The 25547-nt window shown below is 66.7% G+C and carries 21 protein-coding genes; 16 read left to right on the plus strand and 5 right to left on the minus strand.

Annotated features, from left to right (window positions below; all coding sequences use genetic code 11):
* Nucleotides 1–2: 2 nt before the first annotated feature.
* The gene (locus ABE543_RS12250) at nucleotides 3–5321 is read right to left on the minus strand and encodes a wall-associated protein (protein ID WP_346475731.1); all 5319 of its coding nucleotides are present in this window, start codon (nucleotides 5319–5321) and stop codon (nucleotides 3–5) included.
* A 212-nt stretch (nucleotides 5322–5533) separates the two neighbouring features.
* On the opposite strand from ABE543_RS12250, the gene ABE543_RS12255 reads away from it, so the two are divergent.
* From ABE543_RS12255 to ABE543_RS12310, 12 genes are all read left to right on the plus strand, one after another.
* Nucleotides 5534–6073, plus strand: a complete 540-nt coding sequence (locus ABE543_RS12255; protein WP_346475732.1) for a GNAT family N-acetyltransferase — start codon at nucleotides 5534–5536, stop codon at nucleotides 6071–6073.
* A complete protein-coding gene (locus ABE543_RS12260; protein WP_053516647.1) occupies nucleotides 6070–6402 on the plus strand; it encodes a non-heme iron oxygenase ferredoxin subunit in 333 nt (110 codons plus the stop codon). Before ABE543_RS12255 ends, ABE543_RS12260 begins: the two co-directional genes overlap by 4 nt.
* 148 nt (nucleotides 6403–6550) lie before the next feature.
* Nucleotides 6551–6955, plus strand: coding sequence for a hypothetical protein (locus ABE543_RS12265; RefSeq protein ID WP_346475733.1), 405 nt, complete (start codon nucleotides 6551–6553; stop codon nucleotides 6953–6955).
* 142 nt (nucleotides 6956–7097) lie between these two features.
* Entirely contained in the window at nucleotides 7098–9422 is a 2325-nt protein-coding gene (locus ABE543_RS12270; RefSeq protein WP_346475734.1) for a catecholate siderophore receptor Fiu, read from the plus strand.
* A 51-nt stretch (nucleotides 9423–9473) separates the two neighbouring features.
* Nucleotides 9474–10151 (plus strand): Fe2+-dependent dioxygenase, encoded by a 678-nt coding sequence (locus tag ABE543_RS12275; protein WP_065182420.1) that lies wholly within the window; start codon nucleotides 9474–9476, stop codon nucleotides 10149–10151.
* A gap of 164 nt (nucleotides 10152–10315) precedes the next feature.
* The gene (locus tag ABE543_RS12280) at nucleotides 10316–10714 is read left to right on the plus strand and encodes a hypothetical protein (RefSeq protein ID WP_053516642.1); all 399 of its coding nucleotides are present in this window, start codon (nucleotides 10316–10318) and stop codon (nucleotides 10712–10714) included.
* Nucleotides 10715–10861: 147 nt separating this feature from the next.
* Nucleotides 10862–13282, plus strand: a complete 2421-nt coding sequence (locus tag ABE543_RS12285; RefSeq protein WP_346475735.1) for a TonB-dependent receptor — start codon at nucleotides 10862–10864, stop codon at nucleotides 13280–13282.
* Nucleotides 13283–13398: 116 nt separating this feature from the next.
* A complete protein-coding gene (locus ABE543_RS12290) occupies nucleotides 13399–14037 on the plus strand; it encodes a PepSY-associated TM helix domain-containing protein (RefSeq protein WP_053516640.1) in 639 nt (212 codons plus the stop codon).
* 31 nt (nucleotides 14038–14068) lie between these two features.
* Nucleotides 14069–14587, plus strand: coding sequence for a DUF2271 domain-containing protein (locus ABE543_RS12295; protein WP_065174546.1), 519 nt, complete (start codon nucleotides 14069–14071; stop codon nucleotides 14585–14587).
* A 116-nt stretch (nucleotides 14588–14703) separates the two neighbouring features.
* Entirely contained in the window at nucleotides 14704–15507 is an 804-nt protein-coding gene (locus tag ABE543_RS12300; RefSeq protein WP_346475736.1) for a DUF4198 domain-containing protein, read from the plus strand.
* Nucleotides 15508–15559: 52 nt separating this feature from the next.
* Nucleotides 15560–16531, plus strand: a complete 972-nt coding sequence (locus tag ABE543_RS12305; RefSeq protein WP_346475737.1) for an FAD:protein FMN transferase — start codon at nucleotides 15560–15562, stop codon at nucleotides 16529–16531.
* The gene (locus ABE543_RS12310) at nucleotides 16528–18132 is read left to right on the plus strand and encodes a sulfite reductase subunit alpha (protein WP_346475738.1); all 1605 of its coding nucleotides are present in this window, start codon (nucleotides 16528–16530) and stop codon (nucleotides 18130–18132) included. The genes ABE543_RS12305 and ABE543_RS12310 overlap by 4 nt, the downstream gene beginning before the upstream one ends.
* 54 nt (nucleotides 18133–18186) lie before the next feature.
* On the opposite strand, the gene ABE543_RS12315 is transcribed toward ABE543_RS12310, so the two are convergent.
* The 4 genes from ABE543_RS12315 to ABE543_RS12330 all read right to left on the minus strand — a co-directional run bounded on the left by ABE543_RS12315 (nucleotide 18187) and on the right by ABE543_RS12330 (nucleotide 21271).
* Entirely contained in the window at nucleotides 18187–18792 is a 606-nt protein-coding gene (locus tag ABE543_RS12315; protein WP_253118901.1) for a HutD family protein, read from the minus strand.
* Nucleotides 18793–18826: 34 nt separating this feature from the next.
* Nucleotides 18827–19552 (minus strand): murein L,D-transpeptidase catalytic domain family protein, encoded by a 726-nt coding sequence (locus tag ABE543_RS12320; protein ID WP_346475739.1) that lies wholly within the window; start codon nucleotides 19550–19552, stop codon nucleotides 18827–18829.
* A gap of 16 nt (nucleotides 19553–19568) precedes the next feature.
* Nucleotides 19569–20645, minus strand: a complete 1077-nt coding sequence (locus ABE543_RS12325) for a L,D-transpeptidase (protein WP_346475740.1) — start codon at nucleotides 20643–20645, stop codon at nucleotides 19569–19571.
* Between the two features lie 338 nt (nucleotides 20646–20983).
* Complete coding sequence (locus ABE543_RS12330; RefSeq protein WP_227255415.1) at nucleotides 20984–21271, minus strand: helix-hairpin-helix domain-containing protein; 288 nt, start codon at nucleotides 21269–21271, stop codon at nucleotides 20984–20986.
* Nucleotides 21272–21508: 237 nt separating this feature from the next.
* Between ABE543_RS12330 and ABE543_RS12335 the strand changes: the two genes are divergently transcribed.
* The 4 genes from ABE543_RS12335 (at nucleotide 21509) to murU (ending at nucleotide 25138) form a co-directional block, all read left to right on the plus strand.
* Nucleotides 21509–23002 carry a M20 family metallopeptidase gene (locus tag ABE543_RS12335; protein ID WP_346475743.1) on the plus strand — a complete coding sequence of 498 codons (1494 nt, stop codon included), beginning with the start codon at nucleotides 21509–21511 and terminating at the stop codon, nucleotides 23000–23002.
* A gap of 69 nt (nucleotides 23003–23071) precedes the next feature.
* A complete protein-coding gene (locus ABE543_RS12340) occupies nucleotides 23072–23341 on the plus strand; it encodes a GlsB/YeaQ/YmgE family stress response membrane protein (protein WP_053516629.1) in 270 nt (89 codons plus the stop codon).
* Between the two features lie 64 nt (nucleotides 23342–23405).
* Nucleotides 23406–24431 (plus strand): phosphotransferase, encoded by a 1026-nt coding sequence (locus ABE543_RS12345; RefSeq protein WP_346475741.1) that lies wholly within the window; start codon nucleotides 23406–23408, stop codon nucleotides 24429–24431.
* Nucleotides 24428–25138, plus strand: a complete 711-nt coding sequence (gene murU, locus ABE543_RS12350; RefSeq protein WP_346475742.1) for an N-acetylmuramate alpha-1-phosphate uridylyltransferase MurU — start codon at nucleotides 24428–24430, stop codon at nucleotides 25136–25138. The genes ABE543_RS12345 and murU overlap by 4 nt, the downstream gene beginning before the upstream one ends.
* Nucleotides 25139–25547 lie beyond the last annotated feature (409 nt).

Here is a 25547-nt window from a genome sequence, read left to right on the forward strand (position 1 = left end):
GCTCAGTCCCAGCTCAATACGCCAGTGGTCACCGGATGGTCCGCCGACCACGGCGAGCAACCACCGGCATTGCAGGCACGCACGCGATAGTCGCCGGCACAGTAGGCATTGCCGTTGGCGCTCACATAGGCCTTGGGTCCGGTATACAGGCGCTTTCCGCCACCGCCACTTTCAAGCTGGTACTCGGTGGCATCCGCCACCTGGCTCCAGCCCACCGAGCACTGGACCTGGTAGGGCGCCTTGCGCGTGGTCAGCCATTCAGCCAGGTAGAAACCCGGCGTTGCCGGAGGAAGTGCCACGACCACGGTCACGACGCCCGAGTAGGGGCTGCAACCCACGAAGTTGCAGGCACGCACTCGGTAGGCGTAGCTGCCCTTGCCGCGGCTTGCACCGAAGCTGTTCGCGCCCCCGTTGTGCACCACGGTCCAGCCTCCGCCGTTGGCACTCTCCTCCAGGATGAAGCTCTCGCTGTTGGCAGGCACCGACCAGCTCAGGCTGTACTGCGGCACGTTCACCAGCCCCGGTGCACTGATCACCGGCTCGAGGGTTGGCGCACCAATCACAGCCACGGTGGATGTTCCCGACCAGGGACCGCAGCCTGCACCATTGCAGGCAGCCACGCGAAAGCCATAGCTGCCCACGCCCCGCGCAGGCGTGGCGTAGGAGGTCGCATTGCCATCGAACAGCGTCACCCAGCCACCCCCATTGGCACTTTCCTGCAGGGTGTAACGGTCAGCGCCGGCGATGCTGTTCCAGCCGATGCCGATGCTGCCCGGTCCGGAGCGCGAAGGCGCCGAAAGGCCGGGAGCCGCGGCCGGCGGATACACCACGCCGACTGCGGCGCTGCTGCTATATCCGGTGCACCCCACCGGATTGCACGCACGGATGCGGTAGCTGTATGTGCCCGCCGCTTTGCCGGTGAAGGCCTTGGATTGCCCGGCTGCGTTATGCACCTGGCTCCATGCGCCACCATTGGCGCTTTCATCCAGCTCGAATCGAACAGCTCCGGCCGAAGCCGACCAATTGACGGTATAGCTGCCATTGAATGCCTTGGCAGGTACCGTCAGCGTCGGCACGACGGCCGGGGCGAGCTCCACCACGACCGGGGCCGTGTTGCTCCACCCGCTGCATACCTCGCGGCATCCACGCACACGGAACTGGTAGGTCCCGGTGACAAGACCGGTGCTCGTGAACGTCCGTGCGGTACCGTCATACACCTTGGACCATGTTCCCGCCTGGGAACGCTGCAGCTCGTAGCGGTTGGCACCGCCTGCCTGGCTCCAGCTCAGGCTGACGCTGCCCTGGGTCACGTAGCCGGGCGCACTCAGCGCGGGCACGCCCGGCGCCGCCGCACCATGCACCTGCGCCACCAGGCTGCCTGACAGGCACAGGTAGTCGGTCTGTTTGCCTGTGCGTTCGTTTCGCTGGAAACGCAGCACGCCGCCGTTGTCGTAGAACGAGTAGATCGCGCCGGCCCCTTCCGCCGATGCTTTCACGCGTCGGCCGTGGGCATCGTATTCGTAGCTTTCCGCCGTGCCGACCGCGCGCAGGCGGTTGCCGAAGTCGAAGGTGAACGGCTGGCCATTGCGGATGGAGAGGTTGCCCTGCACGTCGTACCCCAGGCCGGTCACCGTGGCACCACTGCCGGTCTCGACCACATTCACCAGCCGGTTGGTCGGATCAAAGTAGTGCGTGCGATCCCTGCTGCCCACCTTGGCCCGGCGCAGATTGTCCAGCGCGTCGTACTCATACAGAGCATTGCCGAATCCCGGTGCCATCACGGTGCGCAGCCGGTCCAGGCCGTCATAGGTCATGTCACGGTTCCCCGGCGCCCCCGGCAGGCCGTCGGAGATGGCCATGACATTGCCGCCAGCATCATAGTCGTAGCTGTCGTCGAGCACCGCAGCGGCGGCCGTGGCGTCACGGCTGCGGTCGGGCAGGCCGCGCGCGTTCTGGGTCATCGTATGCACGACCCCGTTGCCGTAGACGAACCGTGCCAACGCACCATTGGCGAAATAGGTGGCTTCCTTCGCATAGCCACCCACTGTTGTCGCTCTGCCCAGGGCATCGGGTGCATAGCTGACGACCCGCCCCCCGGGATAGGTGTTGCTGGCCAGGGTACCGTTGGCATCGTAGCCATAGGCGAGGTTCAGCGTGCCCAGGTCCGGGTGCTGCAGCGTTTCGCCAGTGAGCAGGCGCCGCCGGTTGTACTGGTATCGGTTGATGACGACCGGTCGTGCCGCATCGTTCTGGGTACTGATTTCCGCCGGCAGGCCATCGGGCGTGTAGGACCATGATTGACTGCCGCGTCCATCCGGGAAAGTCAGCATCGATAGGCGATTGGCGGCGTCATAGCTGCGCTTCACCGCGCGACCACTGGCCAGCGCTTCGCTCCGGTTGCAGCCAGCGGTGCTGGTCAGCCCGGTACCGGCCGCCGACCACAGTACATTGCCTGCCGCATCATAGTCCTGCACGGTGGCGCCGGTTTCCGGCTCGATCGTCTTGCACAGTTGCTGATAGGCGTCATAGACATAGCGGCGGGTCAGCGACTGGCTGCCGTCCGCGCTGCGTCGGGTAATGGCCAGCGGCTTGCCGAGGACGTCACGCTGGATCTCGGTCACCACGCCTTCCGGATGCTGCAGTGTCAGCGGCATCTCATAGGTTGGCTGGTCATACGCCAGGTGCCGCGTGGTCGTGGACTGGCCGCGCGGGTTGGTCGCCTTCACGGAAAGATTGCCCACGTACTCGGTACGGGTCGCCAGTGTGCCCAGCTCCGAGGATTGACTCACGAGCACCGGCCGGCCCAGCGCATCGTACTGCGTGGTGGTGCCGTCCAATGCCGCGCCGATGCTGGAAAACTGCCGGGTCGGATAGGAGACGAACACCGTCCTGCCGCTGCTGTCGTAGCGGGTCACCACGGCACTGTCGCGCACGTTGTTGGCATTCTCGGTCACAAGCACCGGCCTGAACATGGCATCCAGGTAGGTATCGGTACGCCTGCCGCCCTGCGTGCGCGAATGCTTCCAGGCACCGGCCGGCACGCCGAACTGCGCGCTTCCCAGACGCTGCAGGTCCATCGTTACGCCATTCCAGTTCACCGTATCGCCGGTGGGGAACTGCTGGCTGCGCAGACGCCCCATGCTGTCGTAGCTGAAGCTGGTGGTTGCGCCGGTCTCGTCGGTCAGCGAGGTGATCCAACCGTTGTCGTCGACGGCAACAGTGCGCACCGCGCCATTTGGCGCCTCGGCTGTGGCCGGCATCCGCAGTTGCTGCGGAACACCGCGCTTCCACCCCGACAGATGGCTGGTATTGCCGCGGCCATCGGATACCGACGCCACGGTGCCGTCGGCCGCATAGGTCACCTGCTGTGCCAGACGACCGAATGCGTAGGCGCGCAAAGGCAACGCTTTGGCCGTGTCGAACTCGGTGCGGGACTGTTCAATGCCATTGAGGACGCTACGCGCGGACTGACCGTTCACCCATAGCGCGGGATTGTCGTAGTAGGCCGTGGTGCTGGTGCGACTCTGTCCGGCGGAATTTGCTTCAACGACGGTGACTTCACGTGCAAATGCATCAAAGGTCTGCACGGTCCGGCTGAACTGCACACCGTCCTGCTCCACAACAGTGGACTGGACAGGGCGGTTGTAGTGCGCCTTGAGGTCATTCGCACCGTACTTGAAGTCCTTGCCGGCTTCCTTCGGGAAGGGCGCCGCGTCCAGCTGGGCATCCGGATAGTAGTTGTTGCGGTCAACGCGCACGACCGAACTACCCGATCGCGTCGTCGTCGACAGTAGAAGACCATCGTTATAGGCGACTTCCTTGCCGAATCCGTATACGCGTACGACGCCATCCGGCAGCGTCTCGGTGGTGATCTTCGGCTCTGCCTGGCCTGCAGGGATTACCGGACCGCCCAGATCCTGTGCGTAAGCCCCGTTGAGATTGGTGTACTGATAGGTCCACTGCGCGGTGGGAATGCCAGGACCACTGATGGTCTTGGCCACCAGCGACATCGCATCACGGTAGACCGGTGTGTAGTTCCAGCCTTCTGCGATGAGATGATTGTCGCCAGAGGTCTGGCAGTCCAGAGTGACGTTCTTGCGCCCATGGCGGAATGGGCGGAACTGGAACGTTCCCAGTGCACCCGATGGATGCTGGACGGTCATGGTGATTTCGCTGGGCACGATCTTGTTCACACGCGAACAGGTCGCCGGGTATTCCATGTAGTCCCAGATGTTCTGCCCGGTGTACTCGGCGTACTTGTGCGTAACCGATAGCGGCGGCAGGCTGTAGGTCCACTGGGTTCCATCGGGCAGCGTCACCGTCCGCAGGATGTCGGCATCCGTATAGCCGTAAGTCCAGGTGCGCCCGGCGGCAGTTGCAGAGGCGATCAACCCGTTCGATTGGTACGCAAGGCTGATTTCGCGGCCATCGCTTGCGGTGATGCGCTGGAGTCGGGTACCGGACCATTCATAGCGCACCCAGTTTCCGAAACGATCAACAATCTGCGATGGATACAGGTGAACTCGCTTGCGCCCCAACTGGGCGTTGCTTTCCGGTCCGAACGGCTGCAGGGTCGCGGAGCTGTTGGGGCGAGCCACCATCCAGTCAAAATAGTATTTGGTCCCATCCGGTGCATGTCCCAGGAATCCTTCGCCGGCCTGTCCGCTTTTCAATGCGGCCAAGCAGGTGAATACCCAACCGCCTTTTGTATTCCATGGCGCGGGCTGTCCCAGCTGCGGCCGGGGTTGCCGCGCATCGCCATTGCCGCCCAGCAGTGGTTCGCCCCCACCTCCGGGCAGCGAAAGCCGCACGCCATCCCAATAAGTGTGTGGATTGAAGTTGACCTTCTGAGTGTTCCGGCGGTTCCAGACCTCCAGCGTTGGCGGGGCACCGACGGTGGTACAGCGCGCGGCCGGCATCCAGTGCCCTTGAGCTGCAGTCTCGGGGAGATCGCCATAGACACCTGACAGCGACGGAACATCCAGATCCCAGTCGCCAAGAGGACTTTCACTGCTGCCGTCGCTGGCTGATCGGCTGCGACTAAGCGCGACCGGGAGTCCGCTGTTGCCCGGCAGCGAGATATCGGTAGCCTTGAAGCTGATCGAGCCGTCATAGAGATTGACCTGCTCGCCGAAGATCTCGCCCTTCAGCGGCTCGACGAGATCACCGTACTTCAGGCGCTTGTCGTACTCCTGCCGCCAGGTCGGGACGATCTGCGCCAAGCCCACTGAAGGAAGCCCGATCGCGGCCAGCAGCAGAAGAAGCGTCGAAAGGCCGGCCGGGCCAGACTGGCGCGGGCGGAGCGTGGCACGAGACCGCATGGGATCCTCCTTGGATCGTCCGTTCCTTGAATGCGTGCACGTACGCGACAGTCGCAACGCTGGCCGTGCCACTCTTTATTTATGAACATGGAATGAAGGCGGCGTCAAGGCTCCGTTCACGACAGTGCTTCCATCGGCGGTCGAATCCCCGGCGCGCATCGCCAATGCAGAAGGGCGTGCGGCCTGACCCACGCCCCACCTAGAATGGCGCCATGAGCACCCTGACCTTCCGCGCCGCCACGTCGGCCGATATCCCTGCCCTGATCTCGCTGGTGACCTCCGCCTACCGGGGTGACGCCAGCCGGGTCGGCTGGACCACCGAAGCCGACCTGCTGGACGGCGCCCGCATCGATGCCGAAGGCATCCAGACCGACCTCGACCGTCCCCGCTCGACCATCCTGCTGGCGGAGCGCGAGGGCCGCCTCGTGGCCTGCGCCCACGTCGCCGATGTCGACGGCAAAGGCTACTTCGGCATGTTCTCGGTCGATCCGGCCCAGCAGGGGGGCGGCGTCGGCAAGCAGCTGATGGATGCGGCCGAAGCCCACGCCGCGCGCGAATGGGGCGTGCCGGTGATGCAGATGACCGTGATCGACGTGCGCGACGAACTGATCGCCTTCTACGAGCGCCGTGGCTACCGCCGCACCGGCATCAAGAAGCCGTTCCCCTACGGCGACGAGCGCTTCGGCATTCCCAAGCGCGACGATCTGCGCTTCGAGATCCTGGAAAAGCCGCTGGCGGGAGCCACCGCATGAGCGACGCGTGGACCTTCGTCTGCGCCGGCAGCGACCTGCTGCCGGGTGAAATGAAGAGCGTGTTCGACGAGGTTACCGGTACGCCGATCGTGGTGTTCAACCTCGACGGCGAGCTGTATGCCCTGGAAGACCAGTGCACGCACGAGGAATTCGAGTTGTCCTCCGGGGAGTTCAACACCACCGAAGGCAGCGTCGAGTGCGTGCTGCACGGTGCCCGCTTCGACGTGCGTGATGGCCGTGCCCTGTGTGCCCCCGCGTACAGCCCGGTCCCCAAGTTCCCGGTCAAGCGCGAGCACGACGCCATCTGGACCCGCGACGACCGGGACTGACCGGCCCATCCGCCCCGCCCGGGAAGGCCCTGCAGGCGCCCACAGGGCCGCGAGTGGCCAGGTACAGACCTCCCGCAACACCGAAGATGCGAATCATTATCGTTGCTGTTACTCTACGTAACATCTTCGTAATGCCCATCGCCGCGCCATGGCCTCGCCCGCGCCCATCGCTACGCTCTGCCAGCTTGCCCGCACGGGCGGGCCGCTGTTGGCTGCGCTGCTGCTGGCACTGCTGCTGGCACTGCTGCTGGGATGGTCGGCGCTGCATGAAGGGTCGCGCAACTCGCTGGTCACCACGCCGGCGCTGCAGGCGCAGGACAGCCTGCCCGCAGCGCCTTTTGGCACGCCTTCCCGCGAGCAGGCCATGCCGCGGGTGGAAGCCGAGCCCGATGACAGTCGGAGCATCAAGTCCCCGCTGCTGCGGCGGTTGTGTGGCCCGCTTCCAGTGCCGCCACCGGTGCCGGCAACCGCGCCGTCACCCTACCCGGCCCCTGCGCTGCCGTCGCGCTACCAGCATCCCCCCGGCCAGGCGCCTCCGTCCCTGCTGAGCTGACGCTCTCCCCGGCCGCGCCCGGGCGTCCGGCGCTTGCCGGACCTCCACCTCCGATCCCGCTTCGAGTCCGCTTCCGATCCTGCCTGCCGCGCCGTCATCCGGCACCGGCGGATCGTTCCTGTCCCGCTACCCACCCAGACCCATGAACCCGATCAAGAGCCGCAAGCACGCCTCCCCACTCCGCAACCTGCCGTTGGCGACCGCCAGCCTGGCCGCCGGCCTCGGCCTGGCCACGCTGCCCGCGCTGGCCCACGCCGAAGCGACCGACAATGCCCGCACGCTGGACAAGATCGACGTGCACGCCACACATGGCTACAAGGCCGACAAGGTCGCCTCGCCGAAGTTCACCCAGCGGCTGCAGGACACCCCGCAGACCATCCAGGTCATCACCAGCGACCTGTTCAACCAGCAGGGCGCCACCACCCTGACCGAAGCGCTGCGCAACAGCCCGGGCGTGGGCACCTTCTATGCCGGCGAGAACGGCAACACCACCACCGGCGATGCGCTGTTCATGCGCGGCTTCGACACCTCCAACAGCCTGTTCGTCGATGGCGTGCGCGACCTCGGCTCGATCTCGCGCGACGTGTTCAACATCGAACAGGTGGAAGTGACCAAGGGGCCGGCAGGGACCGACAATGGTCGCTCGGCGCCGACCGGTGCCATCAACCTGGTGAGCAAGCAGGCGACCCTGCAGGACGCCACGTCGGCCAGCGTTTCGCTGGGCAGTGACCACCAACGCCGGACGACCGGTGACTGGAACCAGTCGCTGGGTGCGACCAGTGCGCTGCGCGTCAACGCGATGTGGCAGGACAGCGACCAGCCCGGACGCGATCACGTGCAGAACAAGCGCTGGGGCCTGGCCCCGTCGCTGGCGTTCGGCCTGGGCACGGCGACCCGCTACTACCTCAACCTGCTGTACGTGAAGCAGGACAACGTCCCCGACGGCGGCGTGCCGACCCTGGGGCTGCCGGGCTGGACGCCGCAGCCGACGCTCGAAGCGCTGGCCGGGCATCCGGTGGATCCGGAGAACTTCTACGGCACCCGTGCCGACCACGACGACGTGACCGCGAAGATGGCCACGTTCCGCTTCGAACATGATTTCAACGACAGCGTGCGCCTGACCAACACCGCGCGTTGGGGCCGCACCGAGCAGGACTACCTGCTCACCGCCTTCATGGGTACCGGCGCGCTCGGCGCCAATGGTCGTCCGACCGGCAACATCGGCTACACCAACTCCGCCGATCGTTCGACCTACACGATCGCGCGCAGCCTGCCGACCTTCAAGGACCAGCGCAACACCATTCTGACCGACCAGTTGAACCTGCGGGCCGACTTCAGCACCGGCGCCATCGGCCATGCCCTGAGCGCAGGCCTGGAGTTCACCCGCGAAGAACTGGACAGCTACGGCCAGGCGGCCACCGGCGGCACCAGCTGGCCTGCCGCGAACCTCTACGACCCGGACTGGAACGTGACCGGGCTGACCTGGGCACATAACGGCGCCGATGCCCACGGCAAGACCACCACCTCCTCGGCATATCTGTTCGACACGCTGGCATTCGGCGACAGCTTCCTGCTGACTGCCGGCGTGCGTGCCGACCACTACAAGACCGAGTACGCCAGCGCCTCGGTCTGCGGCGGCCGGAGTGGTCCCGCCTGCGGCAGCAGTCCGGCCGGCACCGTGCTGCGCAACCCCACGCTGGAGGCCTCCGACACTCTGTTGAACTGGAAGCTGGGCGCGCTGTACAAGGTGGGCGACACGGTCAGCGTGTATGCCAACTACGCGATCTCGCAGCAGCCCCCGGGCGGTGCCAACTTCCAGCTGAGCAGCTCGGCCAGCAGCGCCGACAACCCCAAGCTGGACCCGCAGAAGGCCAAGACCTTCGAGGTCGGCAGCAAGTGGGCATTCCTGGAGGATGCACTGGCCGTCAACCTGGCGTTGTTCCAGACCGACGTCGACAACGAGATCAATACCACCGTGCTCGACGAGGCCGGCAACCCGACCCAGACCGGCAGCAAGCGCGTGAAGGGCGTGGAGCTGTCCGCCGTGGGCCGCCTGACCGACAACTGGTCGGTGTCTGCCGGTTTCAGCCACCTCGACACCGAAGTGAAGGAAGGCGCCAAGGTCGCCGCCGACGGCACCACCAACCTGACGTACACGCCGGACGATACGTTCACCGGCTGGACCAGCTACACGCTGGCCCACGGCATCACCGTCGGGGGTGGCGTGCGCTACGCCGCCGGCATGCATCGTGGCACCGACGGTGCTGTCGGCACGCCGTCATTCACCAAGTCCTACGTGGTGTACGACGCCGTGGTGTCGTGGGCGGTCAACGAGAACATCTCGCTGCGCTTGAACGGCTACAACCTGTTCGACAAGGCCTACGTGGCCAGCATCAACAAGAGCGGCTACCGTTACACCCCGGGTGCCCCGCGCACCTTCCTGCTCAGCGCGGACATCCGCTTCTGATGTCCTGGCGCGGGGGAGCCCGGCTCCCACGCGCAACGACGAGACGACACCATGCTGCTGCACATTCCCAACGTGCTCACCGCTGATGAAGTGGCACAGGTCCGCAAGCAACTGGACACCGCGGACTGGACCGATGGCCGCGAGACCGTGGGTGCCCAGGGTGCGCAGGTGAAGCACAACGAACAGCTGCCGGACGCGTCACCGGTGAAAGCCGAGCTGGGTGCCGGCGTGCTCGCCGCACTGCGGCGCAGCCCGCTGTTCTTCGCTGCGGCACTGCCGTTGAAGATCCTCCCCCCACGCTTCAACCGCTACCGCGGCGGCGGCACCTACGGCTTCCACGTCGATGGCGCAGTGATGAACCTGGGCAACGGCGAGCAGCTGCGCTCGGACATCTCCTGCACCCTGTTCCTGTCGGCGCCGGACGAGTACGACGGCGGCGAGCTGATCATCAGCGACACCTACGGCGAGCACGAGGTGAAGCTGCCGGCCGGCGACCTGATCGTCTATCCCTCCAGCAGTCTGCACCAGGTCAATCCTGTTACCCGGGGCGCGCGCGTGGCGTCGTTCTTCTGGGTGCAGAGCATGATCCGCGACGATGTACAGCGTCGCCTGCTGTGGGAAATGGACACGTCCATCGAGCGCCTGCGACAGACGGGAGGCGACGCTGATGCGGTGCTGCAGCTGACCGGCGTGTATCACAACCTGCTGCGACGCTGGAGCGAGGTCTGAGCCACTCCAGGCCGCGCCTTACATTTTAGCAATCATTCTCATTTGCATCCGCTAACAGCTCTCATTACAATCACGCCCCGTTGATGCTGGCCGCTGCCGGCAAACTATCTGGGGACCCCCGCTTGCTGCGCCCGCTCCGCCCTCGCCCACTCATCCATCGCAAGATGGGCACCGCCATGCGCGGCCAGCGTCCCGCGCTGGCCAGCCTGCTGGCATGGGTGGCGATGCTGGCGTTGCTGCTGGGCACCCTGCCGCTGCTGCCGCACCCGGCCACAGCGATGACCTTGCAGATGCCGCTGGAAGAACGTGGCGGCGAAGGCCCGTTGCAGGAAGAAGCCCCGGCCAAGCTGCGCCGCTGTGCCTCCGCCCCGGTAAAAGCGGCCGAGAAGGCGCCGCCGCTGCTGCTGGCCAGCCAGTGGCTGCGTACCGAACTTGAACTCGTACCCGCCACGCCGGCCATGCCCGGTGTGCGCCCGGACTGGCCGCTGGCCGCTCCGGACACGCCCTGGGCCGACGCGCCCGGGCGTCGCCAGCAACGCGGCCAGGCGCCGCCGCTCGCCTGATCCACGGCCCGACGTGACCGCCTGCGCGGTCGCGTCCACACGCCGCTGACTGCTTCTTCCCTGCCGCCCCTGACCGGGCTTTCCCTGCCTGCCGTGCGCGCTCCGCACCCGGCATCGCGCTGCCTTACATCCTTCGAGGTATCTGCCATGGCCCAGCGCCATCGTGTCCGTTCGTCCCTGTCCCGCCCCCTGCTGACCAGCGCCGTGCTGGCGGCGATGGCGGCCCCTGCTTTCGCCCATGCAGAGATCGCAGGCGCCCCGCAGACCCTGGACAAGGTGGTCGTCACCGCCTCCGGCTTCGAACAGAAAATCACCGATGCCCCGGCCAGCATCAGCGTGGTCAGCCGCGAGGAACTGAGCAAGCGCCCCTACACCAGCCTGGTCGATGCGCTGCGCGATGTGGAAGGCATCGACGTCGGCCTGGAAGCCACCGACAAGAATGGCCGCGCCACCGTCTCCATGCGTGGCCTGCCCTCGGAATACACCCTGGTACTGATCGACGGCCGCCGCCAGAGCAACGTCGGCCAGCTGTATCCCAACAACTTCGGTGGCGGACAGTTCTCCTACCTGCCGCCGCTGGATGCGATCGAGCGCATCGAAGTGGTGCGCGGCCCGATGTCCACGCTGTACGGCTCGGATGCGATGGGCGGTGTCATCAACATCATCACCCGCCGCAACCAGGACAGCTGGCACGGCGCGCTGACCCAGGGCTTCACCGTGCAGCAGGACGACCAGTTCGGCGATGCCCGCAGCACCGACGTGTACCTGAGTGGTCCGCTGCTGAAGGACCGCCTGGGCCTGTCCGTGCGCGGCAGCTACTACGATGCGAAGGCGTCCAATCCGGAATGGGATGCGCTGCCGTTGCCCGATGGCACCCTGTGGGAACGCAGCATCGGCTTCGGAGGTGGCGGCAAGTCGGTGGCCAACACCAACTGGAACACGGGCGTGCGCCTGAACGTCCACGTCAATGACGACCACGAACTGTGGCTGGACTACGACGTGTCGCGGCAGAAGTACGACAATAGCGCGGGCCAGACCGGCACGCTCGACAGCCTGGCCAGCCTGTGGCGCGTCGGCAATGCGGTCATCCCCGATCCGGATGGCGGCGGCACCATCACCCGCCGCGTGGTGCAGCCGCGCGTGGGCTACACCGCCTACCAGCGCTATGAGCGTGACCAGGTATCGCTGACCCATCAGGGCCGCTACAGCTTCGGCACCTGGCAGACCTCGCTGACCCACAGCAAGAGCAGCAACCTCGGCCGTTCGCTGCCACTGACCCTGGACGAGCGCGCCAACCTGCAGACGCTGTGGAATGACGTCTGCCGCCGCACCGGCGCCGCCAACAACTGCGCGGCCGGTCGTGGCAATGCGCTGTCTGCCCTCGACCCGAGCGAGATGGCGCGCCTGCAGGCGTTCCTGCCACGTCCGCTGCGCACGATGGAGCTTGAGGGTTACGTGCTCGACACGATGCTCGACCTCGATTTCGGCGCGCACAAACTGACCGTTGGCGGACAGTACAACGACACCGATATGGTCGACGGCGTGTTCGGCATGGATGGCGCCGGCTACCGCAGCAACACCCGGCAGAAGCACCGCATGTGGGCTCTGTTCGCGGAGGACAACTGGGCACTGACCGATACCCTCACGGCAACCTTCGGCCTGCGCTACGACGACCACAACGTGTTCGGCAGCCATGTCAGCCCGCGCGGCTACCTGGTGTGGAATGCGAGCGACGCATGGACCTTCAAGGGCGGTGTCAGCACCGGCTACAAGACACCGCGCCCGGATCAGCTGTTCCCGGGCATCACCGGCTTCGGTGGGCAGGGCGTGCTGCCGCTGGTCGGTTCGCCGAACCTCAAGCCGGAGACCAGCACCAACTACGAGCTGGCTGCCTATTACGAAGGCCAGCGCTGGGGCTTCAACGTCACCGGCTTCTTCAACCGGTTCGAAGACAAGATCGCCAGCGGCGGCACCTTCCCGAACTGCGAAGTGGCTCCGGCCGGCAACGGCTACTGCGTGGACATCGGGCCGGGCTGGGCCTCGCTGGGCTACAGCACCTTCACCCAGAGCGTGAACATCGACAAGGCCGAAACCCGTGGCGCCGAACTGGCCGCGCACGTCGATCTGCTGGAAACCCTGCAGCTGCGAGGCAACTACACCTGGACCCGCAGCGAACAGACCAGTGGCCCGCAGAAGGGACTGCCGATCAGTGGCACCATGCCGGCCAGGCACATGGCCAACGCCAGCCTCAACTGGCAGGTCAGCGACGCGGTCAGTCTGTCGCTGATCGGCGAAGGCCGCTACGACCGCTACCGCGATACGATCCTCGATGCGGCCGGCAACAGCCACGACCGCGTCTACGAGGACTACACGATCTTCCACCTCGGCGGCAGCTGGAAGGCCAACGCATGGCTGACCGTCAACGCACGCGTCAACAACCTGCTCGACAAGGACTTCGTCTCGCAGTCGTGCCTGCTGATCAGCCAGAGCGAGTTCAGCTGCGTGGACGATTACGCAACCAAGGACCAGCGCCGCAGCTACTGGATCTCGCTCAACGCGAAGTTCTGAGGCGACCCTGACCGGTGCCGGCCGTGGCCGGCACCGGGATACAGAACGACACGCAATTGCGAGCTATTCTCATCAATGATGTAATGCGCAGTCCGCATCCGCCCTGAATCCCCGTCGTGAGCCGTTCCGTTCCCTCCAACGTGCAACAGCAACAGAGCCGCGGCTTCTGGCTGCGGACGCTGCACCAGTGGCACTGGATCAGCTCGGCGGTGTGCCTGATCGGCATGCTGCTGTTCGCGGTGACCGGCCTGACCCTCAACCACGCAGCGAAGATCGAAGCCAAGCCCCAGGTGCAGAACCAGCAGCTGCAACTGCCGGCCGATCTGCGCGGCCAGCTCGGCACGCGCGAAGACGGAAACGCGCCGATTCCGCGCCCGGCCCGGCAATGGCTGGATACGCAGCTGGGCATCGCCATCGGCGGTCGCCCGGCCGAGTGGTCGGCCGAGGAGATCTACGTGTCGTTGCCACGCCCCGGCGGCGACGCCTGGCTCAGCATCGATCGCGAAACCGGCGCGGTGGAATACGAATCAACCTCCCGCGGCGTGGTGTCCTACCTCAACGACCTGCACAAGGGCCGCAACGCGGGCCCGGCGTGGGGCTGGTTCCTGGACCTGTTCGCCGTGGCCTGCCTGGTGTTCTGCATCACCGGCCTGTTCCTGCTGCACCTGCATGCACGGCAGCGGCGCATGACCTGGCCGCTGGTCGGCCTCGGCCTGATGATCCCGCTGTTGATCGCCCTGCTGCTGATCCACTGAACCATCGAATCCCCTTCACCGGAGCCGCCCCATGCGCGTCACCCTGACCATCGCCCTCAGCGGCCTGCTGGCCACCTCGCCGGCCTATGCCGCCACGCTCGACATCAACGTCGAGGTGCCCAAGCTCAATGTCGCCGAGTATCACCGTCCCTACGTAGCGGTGTGGCTGGAAGGCGCCGACCAGAAAGTCGCGGCCAACCTGTCGGTCTGGTACCAGCAGACCAGCAACAACGAAGGCCATGGCACCAAGTGGCTGCCCGACCTGCGCCAGTGGTGGCGCAAGAGCGGCCGCACCCTGCAGGTGCCGGTGGACGGCGTGACCGGCCCAACCCGCCCGGCCGGCAAGCACGCGCTGTCGTTCAACGACAAGCAGCCGGCGCTGAAGCAGCTGGCCCCGGGCAACTACACCCTGGTGGTGGAAGCGGTGCGCGAAGTCGGTGGCCGCGAACTGCTGAAGATCCCCTTCACCTGGCCGGCCACCGCCGCACAGAACGGCAAGGCGCAGGGCGCCACCGAACTGGGCCAGGTGACCCTCGCCATCAAACCGTAACCGCCTGAGCCGGGGTCAGAGCCCTTTCCGTTGGAAGGGGATTTGACTCCGGGGTCGGATCCCTTCCGCAGGAAGGGCTCTGACCCCACCCATCCAACGTCCCTGGAGTCTTCCGCATGAAGCGCACGCTCGTCCTCGCCGCCGCTCTGGCCGCTGCCCTTCCCTTTTCCGCACTCGCCCACAAGGCCTGGCTGCTGCCTTCGCAGACCGTGATCGCCGGCAATGCGCCGTGGATCACTGTTGATGGTGCGGTCTCCAACGACCTGTTCTACTTCAACCACGTGCCGCTGCGCTTGGAATCGCTGGTGATCACCGCGCCGGACGGCAGCACCGTGCAGCCGCAGAACGCCTCGACCGGCAAGTACCGCAGCGTGTTCGATCTGGAGCTGAAGCAGCAGGGCACTTACCGCATCGCTTCGGTCAATGACGGCCTGTTCGCCACCTACGAACAGAACGGCGAGCGCAAGCGCTGGCGCGGTACCGTCGCCACCTTCGGCGAACTGCCCAAGGACGCGGAGAAGCTGGAAGTGAGCCAGTCGGTCGGCCGCGTGGAGACGTTCGTGACCAATGGCGCGCCGAACGATACCGCACTGAAGCCGACCAACCGCGGCATCGAGCTGGTTGCGGTCGGTCACCCGAACGACCTGTTCGCCGGCGAGGAAGCCACTTTCCGCGTGCTGGTCGACGGCAAGCCGACGGCTGGCCTTGCCTTCGAGATCGTGCGCGGCGCCACCCGCTACCGCAACGCGCAGGACGAACTGAAGGTGACCAGCGACGCCAAGGGCGAAATCAAGGTGACCTGGCCGGAAGCCGGCATGTACTGGCTGGAAACCGGCACTGAAGACAACAAGACCTCGGTGAAGCAGGCCGCCAAGCGTCGCCTGAGCTACGTGGCCACGCTGGAAGTGCTGCCGCAGTAATGGGGACCGCGATGCCGGGCACGCCCCGGCATCGCAGCCGCCACGCCCCGTCATGACCGATTCCCTGCTCGACATCGCCCGCCTCGGCGGCACCACCATGGGCACCACCTGGAGCGTGTCGCTGGTCGCGCCGCGCCAGCGCGACCTGGACCCGCTGCACGCCGGCATCCAGGCGCGCCTGGATGATGTGGTCGCGCAGATGAGTACGTGGGACGCCGGCTCGGACCTCAGCCGCTACAACAGCGCCGATGCAGGCCAGTGGTGCACCCTGCCTGCCGAAACCCGTCACGTCCTGTCCTGCGCGCAGTCCATCGCCGCCGCCAGCGACGGTGCGTTCGATCCCACCATCGGCCCGCTGGTGGCACTGTGGGGTTTCGGTGCACATGCCGGCGAACGCCGCCAACCCGATGCCGCCGCCGTGCAGGCCACGCGCGAGCGCTGCGGTTGGCAGCGGTTGCAATGGCGCGGCGATGCGCTGCTGCAACCCGGCGGACTGGAACTGGATCTCTCTGCGATCGCCAAGGGGTTCGGCGTCGATCACGTGGCCGCGTGGCTGCGCGATCAGGGCATCGCTGCTGCACTGATCGAGGTCGGTGGCGAACTGGCCGGCTACGGCCGCAAGCCCGATGGCCAACGGTGGCGCGTGCTGGTGGAATCGGCGCCGGAAGAAGACGCGCACGCCAAAACACCACCGCGGGTGCTGGCGCTGGACGGCAAGGCGGTCGCTACCTCCGGCGATCGCTGGCATCACTATCAGGCCGATGGCGAGGCCTACAGCCACAGCCTCGACCCGCGCACCGGCAGGCCGGTACGCCAGGTTGCAGCGGCGGTGACGGTGGTCGCCGACGACGCGATGCATGCTGATGCCTGGGCCACCGCACTCACCGTACTCGGCCGCGAGCACGGCATGGCGCTGGCCGAACGCGAAGGACTGGCCGCACGCTACCTGCATCGCGCAGCGGATGGCCCGCACGAGTTTCTCAGCAGCGCCTTCCAGCGCCTGCTCGACGAGCGGGACGCATGAGCGCACGGCCGTCGCGCGCGCTGCTCGGCAACGCGCTTGTACTGATCCTGCTGGCGCTGATCGGCTGGGCGCTGCTGCGACTGCATCTCGGCGAAGCCTGGTGGCAGGGCGCACCGCCGGCGCGGCAATCGCAGATCGCCATCATCGCCACCGCGCTCTATGCGCTGGTCTGCACCGCACTGTGGTGGCGTGGGCGACCGCGCGACGATGCTGCCTCTGGCGACGTCGCGCCGATCCTGCTGGTCTGGTCCAGCCAGACCGGCTTCGCCCGCGAACTGGCCGAACGCAGTGCCGAGGCATTGCGTGGTGCCGGCGTGCCGGTGCGTGTGCGCGGTCTGCATGAGGTCGACGCCACGTTGCTGGCCGGCAGCCAGCGTGCACTGTTCATCGCCAGTACCACCGGCGAAGGCGACCCGCCCGAACACGCTGTGCCCTTCCTGCGCCATGTGATGGCCCTGCCGTCATCGCTGCAGCATCTTTCGTACGGCGTTCTCGCCCTGGGTGATCGCAGCTACGGTCACTTCTGCGCCTTCGGTCACCAGCTCGACGACTGGCTGCGCCAGCACGGCGCACATGCCCTGTTCGACGCCATCGAGGTCGACAACGCCGATCCCGCTGCACTGCGGCACTGGCAGCAACTGCTCGGACAACTTGCCGGTGGCGCCAGCGAACTGCCCGACTGGAGCCCGGCCGAATATCAGCCGTGGACGCTGCTGCAACGCCGGCACCTCAATCCCGGCAGCCAGGGCGGACCGGTGTACTGGCTGCGCCTGCAGGCGCCTGCCAGCGACGGCGTGCGCTGGCAGGCCGGCGACATTGCCGAGATCGGCCCGCAGCACGCGCGGCACAGCGCGCGGGCCTGGCTGGAATCACAGGGTTTCGATCCGCAGACGGTGCTCGAGGACGGCCAGACGCTGCTGGCCCGTGTCGAACGCTCGCACCTGCCCTCACTGGTGCCACCGGGTGATCTGCCCGCCCTGCTGGCGGCCCTGCAGCCGCTGCCGCATCGTGAGTACTCCATCGCTTCGGTGATGGACGATGGTGCGGTGGAACTGCTGGTGCGCCGGCAGCTGCGTGCCGATGGCACGCCCGGCATCGGCAGTGCCTGGCTGTGCGACCACGCCGTCATCGGCGAGCCGGTACAACTGCGCCTGCGCCGCAACGACAACTTCCACGGTGCCGCCGTTGCGGCGCCGCTGCTGCTGATCGGCAATGGCACGGGCATCGCCGGCCTGCGTGCACACCTGCATGAGCGCGCGGCCGTCGGCGCGCACCGCACCTGGCTGCTGTTCGGCGAGCGCTCGGCCGCGCACGACTTCCATTTCGGTGACGAACTGCGGGCGATGCTGGCGGCCGGCACGCTGCAGCGTCTGGATACGGTGTTCAGCCGTGACGGCGGCAGCCACCGTTACGTGCAGGACCGCCTGCTGGCGGAGGCGGCAACGCTGCGGCAATGGGTCGATGAAGGTGCCACGATCCTGGTCTGCGGCAGCCTGCAGGGCATGGCGCCAGCCGTGGATGCGGTCATCGAGCAGGTGCTGGGTACCGACGGCAAGGAGGCCCTGCTGCTGGCCGGCCGTTACCGCCGTGATGTGTATTAGCCCAGGCAGCGCCCAGCGCATGCGCGGATGATGCCCATCGGCGCATGCGAATCATCAGTCCGCGGCGCTCACCCGTATCGCCAGCAGCTCGCCACTGCCCTGCAGCGCATGCCGCTGGCGCTCGCCGGCCGCCAGCCATGCAGTGTCGCCTGCCTGCATCGGCGGCAAGCCACTGTCCTCGGCAAAGCCGGCCTCACCCGCCAGCAGGTGCAGCGCCCAGGCCACGCCTGGCTCGCAGAAGAAGAACATCGACCCCACCAGCGGCCGGTGCAGCAGCTCGGCGTGCAACTGCCCGCGCTTCCACATCAGGTTGAAATCATGGGTGGTGCCATCGACCAGTTCGCCGTGCAGTGCCTCCTCGCCGGCAAAGCGCACGCGACCATGCGGCGGCAGCACCTCCGCCACCCGGCCATCGGCGAAGCGCAGGCGCACACCGTTGCCCTGCAGCAGTACCAGTTCGCGCTCCACGCCCGGAAATGCGGAGAACGCGGCATCCTGCTCGATCTCCGCCACGGACAGGCGCAGGGCCCAGTCGTCCCCGTGCGCCGGCAGCCGCAGGATTTCGCGGGTCCAGCCCAGGCCATTGCGCCAGCGTTCGCGGCGGTAATCCAGGCGGGCAATCACCTGGCTCGGAGTCTTCAGCAGCGCATCGATATCCATGCCTGCATTGCACCACGCCACGTGCAATCGCGCATCAGCGCGTGGCGACCGTATCCTGCGCGCCGCACTGGCCACCCAGCAGCTGCGAATGCTTCAGCCAGTCCTGGTCGGGGTAATAGGCGAACACCATCGTGCCACCACGCAACGCGTCGATCAGCGGCCTGGCCACCGACAGCCGCACTGCCGGACACCCCAGGCTGCGGCCCAGCCGACCCTGCAGCTGGGCGGTCGCCGGATTCACGTAGGGGGCGCCATGGATGACGATCGCACGCTCGCGCGCGCGGTCGTTGAAGCCCGGTTCCAGCCCGGCCAGCCGCAATGAGTAGCCGTTGCCGCCCATGTAGGTTTCCTGCGCGGTGAACACACCGAGGCTGGACATGTAACTGCCGTCGCGATTGGAAAAATGCTCGGTCCGGTTCTCACCACTGTTGCGGCCGTGCGCCACCCATTCCTCGAACAACAGCCGCTGGTGCGCCAGGTCGAACACCCACAGGCGCGGCTCGGTGGAGGGCCGCGAATAGTCGATCACGCTCAGACGTTCGCCGCTGATGCCCAGCTCCGGTCGCAACAGGGCGCAGCGCATGGCCTGCGCCGCCAGCTGCAGCACATGGCGATCGGCCTTCGGCGCGGTGCGTGCCAGCAGGGCGGCCAGATCCTCGGCACGGGTCGCGATGGCGGGCGTCTGCGCCAACGCGGGTGCGCTGGCCGAGGTTGCCAGCAGGCCAAGCGTGGCCAGCCGGCAAAGGCGGGATGCGGTCATGGACGGGACACAGGACTCAGTTGCCTGTGAGAGTGGACCCTGCCGGCTCGGATTCCAAGACCGGCTGCAGGCCGGATTCAGCCGGGCTTGGGCGCACGGCGGGCAGCGAGGTCACCAGCAGCGTCGTGCCCGGCACCAGCACCTGGTACAGCTGGCGGGCGAAATCGGCCGGCAGCGCCAGTGGCAGCGACGGCGTGGCCAACAGGTCCGGGGTCGCCTGCGCACGGTCCTGGCCCAGCAACGGATAGGCCGTCCATTGATGCAGGCGCTGCTTCGCATCGAGCGGGCTGGGAACATCGCTGTAGCCCTGCCCCATCACGAACAGCGTGGTGCCCTGGAAGGCTGGCAGCGCATCGGCTTTCAGCGGCGATTCGCCGATCATCACGCCGTCGCGCAGGACGTACAGCCGCTGGTCGTGCAGGCTGACCAGGATGCCGACCTGCCCGGCCGGCGCCGCGCTGTCGTTCCACCAGGCCGCCGCCACACTGCCGTCGCCGGTTTCGGGCAGGGCCTCGCCGCGCGCGTTGACCGGCGCCAGTACGGCGGGATAGGCCAGCGTCATCGGCGCGCTCTTGGCATCGGCCACCACCACCGTATCGCCGCGCCGGGTCTCGCTGAACAGCTTCTGCGCGAACGCCTGGGGCAGCCGTACGCAGCCATGCGAGGCCGGATGCCCCGGCAGGCTGCCGCCATGCAGGGCGATGCCGTCCCAGGTCAGCCGCTGCATGTACGGCATCGGTGCGCTGTTATAGAGGTTGGAGCGGTGGTCCTTGTCCTTCTGCAGGATCGTGAACACCCCGGTCGGCGTCTCGTGTCCCGCCTTGCCCGAACTGATCGTGGTCAGCCCGATGGCGATCCCGTTGCGATACACGTAGGCGCGCTGCTCGTCCAGACTGACGACCAGCACGATCGGGCCGGCCGGGGAAATCTCCGGATGCCAGAGGAATTCGCCCGGCTTGAGATCAGTAGGCCCGCGTTCGGCGGCCACCGGCCCGGACGGGTCGGTCGAGTGCGAAGACGGCGGCCCGGCCTGCGCGGTCAGCGGCAGTGCCAGGACAAGGGAGAGCATCAGGGACGGACGGTGCAGACGCATCCAGCGGAGGTTCCATTCCATGCGAAGCGGTCACCGTACACCATCGCGCCGTAGCGAACGCGCCAAAAGAGAATGCCCGGCGACACAACCCTGTGTCGTACCGGGCAATCGTCACGTCCTTGTCGGCCTGCTGCCTCCCCCGCGCGTCCTGCGAAGTGGGGGTGGCGTTGCATCCTGCACGCGGCCGCGTCTGTCCTGCTTGTATCTCAGCCCCTTCCACAGGTCTGTGATGCCACCGTCCTGGTGATTGGTGCCGCATCCTGCGACGGTCGGTGAACACAGCCTCCCTGGCGGTGCCCGGTGGACCGGCCTCCTGCGGGTCCCGACGATTCCTGTTGTCAACGCCTTGGTACGGTCCGCACCGGTACCGATCCGGGTACCGGATCCGCGGGCAACAGCCTGTCGCCTACGGTGATCCGCTGTCGATTCCGTTCGACGATCACTGTCCCTATCCCCTTCACCTGCGTCAGATCCTCGACGCGCTTGAAGGGCCCGTGTCTGCGCCGGTGCTCGACGATCGCCGCAGCCTTCCTGGCTCCGACCATCGTCAATCCCTGCTGCAGCGCCTGGACATCGGCCCGGTTGATGTCGATCGGTTCGGCGGCATGCGCCCCTGCGATCCCCATTGCCAGTACCAGTGCCCTCAACACGACTAACCAAGGCACGACGTATAACTCCTTGTGGTTCTGGCCGCCCCGACCGGCAATCCCGTCGGTAGGAACAGTGTCCGTCACCACATACACACAGACTATCGGTTTCGTGGATTTCTAAAAGCCAGCCAAATACCCGACGTGATGTAGGAAAAACCCTACCCCCGGCGCAGGCGTAGAATGGCCGGATCAGCCATGCAACCGGAGTTTCAGATGGACAGCGCCAAGCTCGGCCAATTCGTGAATGACAAGTGGGACAGCGAAATCGTCCCGCAGTTGGTCGACTACATCCGCATTCCCAACAAGTCGCCGATGTTCGACGCCAATTGGGTGCAGAACGGCTACATGGAACAGGCGGTCACCCTGATGGAGACCTGGGCCAAGGCACAGGAGCTGCCGGGCCTGAAGGTCGAAGTGGTCCGCCTGGAAGGCCGTACCCCGCTGATTCTTCTGGAAATTCCCGCCACCGGCAGTGAAACCGGCGACGACACCGTCCTGCTCTACGGGCACCTGGACAAGCAGCCGGAAATGACCGGCTGGGACGACGACCTGGGCCCGTGGACCCCGGTTCTGCGTGGCGACAAGCTCTATGGCCGCGGCGGCGCCGACGATGGCTACGCGATCTTCGGTTCGCTGGCCGCCGTGCTGGCCCTGCAGGCCCAGGGCCTGCCGCACGCGCGCTGCGTGGTCCTGATCGAAGCCTGTGAAGAGTCCGGCAGTTACGACCTGCCCGCCTACGTGGACCATCTGGCCGACCGCATCGGCAAGCCGTCGCTGGTGGTCTGCCTGGATTCGGGCTGCGCCAACTACGACCAGCTGTGGTGCACCACGTCGCTGCGCGGTCTCACCGGGGGCAACTTCACCGTCAAGGTGCTCAACGAAGGCGTGCATTCCGGCGATGCCTCCGGCGTGGTGCCGTCCAGCTTCCGCCTGCTGCGCCAGCTGCTGTCGCGCATCGAGGACCAGGACACCGGCCGCATCCTGATCGACGGCATGAACGTGGAAATCCCGGCCGAGCGCCAGGAACAGGCCAAGCGTGCCGCCGAAGTGGTCGATACGGCCATCTTCGAGAAGTTCCCGCTGGTCGATGGCCTGCGCCCGATGAACGAAGACCTCACCGAGCTGGTGCTCAACCGCACCTGGCGCCCGGCGTTGTCGGTCACCGGAATCGGCGGCATGCCGCCGCTGGAATCGGCCGGCAACGTGCTGCGCCCGCAGACCTCGGTGAAGCTGTCGCTGCGCCTGCCGCCCACCGCCGATGGCAAGACCTGCGGCGAGCTGCTGAAAGAAGCGCTGCTGCGCGATCCGCCGAACGGCGCGCAGGTCACCCTGGATCTGGAAAAGGCCTCCACCGGCTGGAATGCCCCGGCCATGGCGCCGTGGCTGACCAAGGCCATCGACGAAGCCAGCCAGACCTTCTTCGGCAAGCCGGCGATGTACATGGGCGAAGGCGGCTCGATTCCGTTCATGGGCATGCTGGGCGAGAAGTTCCCCGGTGCCCAGTTCATGATCACCGGCGTGCTTGGCCCGCACTCGAACGCGCACGGCCCGAACGAGTTCCTGCACATTCCGATGGGCAAGAAGGTCACCGCCTGCGTGTCCAAGGTGATCAGCGAGCACTACGCCGCCAGCCTGCGTGGCGAGACCAGTGGTTCGCCGGTGGCCGCCGACAGCGGCACGCGCCATGGCGACCACGGCTGCTGCTGATCCGGCACACCGTGACGGACGCAGCCCGGCCTTGCTAGGCTGCGTTCTTCTCAAGCGGAACGCACACGCATGAATGGTCTGTTCGGCAGCAGCAGCTGGCTGTACATCCTGCTGGTCGGCTTCTTCGTCGGCCTGCTCGGGCGCTTCTTCATGCCGGGCAACAACCGCATGGGCTGCCTGCTGACCATCGTGCTGGGCATCCTCGGTGCCCTGCTGGCCGGCTGGTTTGGTCAGTACATGGGCTGGTACGCCCCGGGCGAACCGGCTGGATTCCTCGGTGCCGTGGTCGGCGCGGTGGCCGTGCTGGCGATCCTGCGCCTGTTCAGCGGTCGCCGCTGAAACGGCCCCACCTTTCCCTCCTGTCCCCGACGTCGGCGCGCCCCGCGCGCCCGGATATGCCCGCATGACCGAACCCGCCTCCGATCCCCAGCGCAGCGCGCAGCGACTGCAGTGGGCCCGTATCCAGCTTGGCGATGCACAGGCCGTGGTTGAACGTGCCTCGGTCGATGCGGGCATGCGCAGCTACTGGCGCGTCACCGGTACACGCGGCAGCCACATCGTGATGGATGCTCCGCCGGGACTGGAAGACCCCCGCCCCTGGCTGCGCATGCGCGGCCTGCTGCACGACCATGGCCTGCGTGTGCCGGCCCTGCTTGCGCAGGATCTGGACGCCGGCTTCCTGCTGCTGGAGGATCTCGGCGGTCCGACCCTGGCGAGAATCCTCGACGAGCGCAACGCCGATGAATGGTTCGGCCTCGCCATCGATCAGCTGCTGCGCCTGCAGGCGATCCCGGTGCCGGCCGACTTCGGCCAGTTCGGCGAAGCCCTGCTGCAGCGCGATGCCGGCCTGTTCGACGAATGGTTCCTGCAGCGCCATCTCAACCTGCAGCTGGACTGCGGCGAAATCGAGGGCCTGCAGCTGGTCCATCGCCGGTTGATGGACAACGCACTGGGCCAGGCGCAGCTGATGACCCACCGCGACTACATGCCGCGCAATCTGATGCCCGTTGCCGACGGTCCGGCCGTGCTGGATTTCCAGGATCTGGTGCGGGGCCCGATCGCCTACGATGCCGTGAGCCTGTTCAAGGACGCGTTCCTGAGCTGGCCGCTGCAGCGCGTGGACGAGTGGCTCGCGCAGTACCACGCGCGCGCGCGCGCTGCGGGCCTGCCGGTGCCCGACCGTGCGACCTTCCTGCGTGACGCGGACTGGATGGGCATCCAGCGCCACGTGAAGATCCTGGGCCTGTTCTGCCGCCTGCGTTACCGCGACAACAAGGGTCATTACCTGGACGATGCGCCGCGCTTCATCACCTATCTGGACGAAGTACTGCCGCGCTACCGCGAGCTGGCCCCCCTGCGGCAGCTGCTGGACACACGCATCAAGCCGGCGCTGGCCGAGCTCGGCACACCGATGCGCGTGGCCCGATGAAGGCGCTGATCTTCGCCGCCGGTCTGGGCGAACGCATGCGCCCGCTGACCCTGCACACACCCAAGCCGCTGCTCGCAGTGGCCGGCAAGCCGCTGATCGTCTGGCACCTGGAGCGCCTGGCCGCCTGCGGCGTGCGCGATATCGTGGTCAATACCGCATGGCTGGCGGAACAGTTCCCGGCGATTCTTGGCGATGGCAGCCGATGGGGTGTGCGCCTGCACTTCATGCATGAAGGCGATACCCCGCTGGAGACCGGCGGAGGCATTCTCAATGCCTTGCCGGCGTTGGGTGAGGATCCGTTCCTGGTGGTCAACGGCGACATCTGGACCGATTTCGATTTCGACACACTGCCGCGCGAGCCGCAGGGCCAGGCGCATCTGGTGCTGGTCGACAACCCCACGCAGCATCCGCACGGTGATTACCGGCTGGACACACAGGGCCTGCTGCACCATGACCGCGAAGGACCGTGCCTGACCTATGCCGGCATCGGCGTGTACCGCCCTTCAATCGTGGCCGACTGGCGCACGGTGATTGGCGATGCGCCGGGCAGCGAGCGGCTGCCGCCGAAGTTCTCGGTGGTGCCACTGCAGAAGCACTTCATGGCGCAGGGATTGATGACGGGGCAGCACCATCGCGGGCGCTGGACCGACGTCGGCACGGTGGATCGCCTGCGTGCGCTGGATGTTGAGTTGGCGGCGAACGGCTGAGCCCCTCGTGGTTGGTCGCGTAGAGCGGATCGCGTGTTCGGCCGGGCGGGTGGGCCATGCAGGGGACGCTGCAAGTACGTCCCTGTAAGCTCGATGGCGCCATCCATGGCGCCAACGCCCCTGCATGGCCTACCCGCCCGGCCTCTGACAGTTTCCGTGCGCGTCCAGCCACGGAAGAGAGTAAAGAAAAGCAGAAGCAGGTCGCTTCGCTCACGAAGCGAAAGCGCATCCACGCGTAGCGTGGCTCTACCGTGTCGACCAAGGTCGACACCCACCAACAGCAGTGCAGTACGCAATCCCGGCAGATTGCGGGAACCTGTCGAAGGCGGGGTGGCTCAGGTTGCGGGGGCGTGAGCGCCATGGATGGCGCGACCGAGGCTACATGGACGTACTTGCGCCGTCCCCCGCA

This window comes from Stenotrophomonas sp. TWI169 (genome assembly GCF_039674705.1).
GTDB lineage: Bacteria > Pseudomonadota > Gammaproteobacteria > Xanthomonadales > Xanthomonadaceae > Stenotrophomonas > Stenotrophomonas maltophilia_P.

Bases quoted from the DNA above. Each gene is read 5' to 3' on its own strand.
- ABE543_RS12250 (WP_346475731.1), bottom strand. From the start codon at position 5,321: ATGCGGTCTCGTGCCACGCTCCGCCCGCGCCAGTCTGGCCCGGCCGGC.
- ABE543_RS12255 (WP_346475732.1), top strand. From the start codon at position 5,534: ATGAGCACCCTGACCTTCCGCGCCGCCACGTCGGCCGATATCCCTGCC.
- ABE543_RS12260 (WP_053516647.1), top strand. From the start codon at position 6,070: ATGAGCGACGCGTGGACCTTCGTCTGCGCCGGCAGCGACCTGCTGCCG.
- ABE543_RS12265 (WP_346475733.1), top strand. From the start codon at position 6,551: ATGGCCTCGCCCGCGCCCATCGCTACGCTCTGCCAGCTTGCCCGCACG.
- ABE543_RS12270 (WP_346475734.1), top strand. From the start codon at position 7,098: ATGAACCCGATCAAGAGCCGCAAGCACGCCTCCCCACTCCGCAACCTG.
- ABE543_RS12275 (WP_065182420.1), top strand. From the start codon at position 9,474: ATGCTGCTGCACATTCCCAACGTGCTCACCGCTGATGAAGTGGCACAG.
- ABE543_RS12280 (WP_053516642.1), top strand. From the start codon at position 10,316: ATGGGCACCGCCATGCGCGGCCAGCGTCCCGCGCTGGCCAGCCTGCTG.
- ABE543_RS12285 (WP_346475735.1), top strand. From the start codon at position 10,862: ATGGCCCAGCGCCATCGTGTCCGTTCGTCCCTGTCCCGCCCCCTGCTG.
- ABE543_RS12295 (WP_065174546.1), top strand. From the start codon at position 14,069: ATGCGCGTCACCCTGACCATCGCCCTCAGCGGCCTGCTGGCCACCTCG.
- ABE543_RS12300 (WP_346475736.1), top strand. From the start codon at position 14,704: ATGAAGCGCACGCTCGTCCTCGCCGCCGCTCTGGCCGCTGCCCTTCCC.
- ABE543_RS12305 (WP_346475737.1), top strand. From the start codon at position 15,560: ATGACCGATTCCCTGCTCGACATCGCCCGCCTCGGCGGCACCACCATG.
- ABE543_RS12310 (WP_346475738.1), top strand. From the start codon at position 16,528: ATGAGCGCACGGCCGTCGCGCGCGCTGCTCGGCAACGCGCTTGTACTG.
- ABE543_RS12315 (WP_253118901.1), bottom strand. From the start codon at position 18,792: ATGGATATCGATGCGCTGCTGAAGACTCCGAGCCAGGTGATTGCCCGC.
- ABE543_RS12320 (WP_346475739.1), bottom strand. From the start codon at position 19,552: ATGACCGCATCCCGCCTTTGCCGGCTGGCCACGCTTGGCCTGCTGGCA.
- ABE543_RS12325 (WP_346475740.1), bottom strand. From the start codon at position 20,645: ATGCGTCTGCACCGTCCGTCCCTGATGCTCTCCCTTGTCCTGGCACTG.
- ABE543_RS12330 (WP_227255415.1), bottom strand. From the start codon at position 21,271: ATGGGGATCGCAGGGGCGCATGCCGCCGAACCGATCGACATCAACCGG.
- ABE543_RS12335 (WP_346475743.1), top strand. From the start codon at position 21,509: ATGGACAGCGCCAAGCTCGGCCAATTCGTGAATGACAAGTGGGACAGC.
- ABE543_RS12340 (WP_053516629.1), top strand. From the start codon at position 23,072: ATGAATGGTCTGTTCGGCAGCAGCAGCTGGCTGTACATCCTGCTGGTC.
- ABE543_RS12345 (WP_346475741.1), top strand. From the start codon at position 23,406: ATGACCGAACCCGCCTCCGATCCCCAGCGCAGCGCGCAGCGACTGCAG.
- murU (WP_346475742.1), top strand. From the start codon at position 24,428: ATGAAGGCGCTGATCTTCGCCGCCGGTCTGGGCGAACGCATGCGCCCG.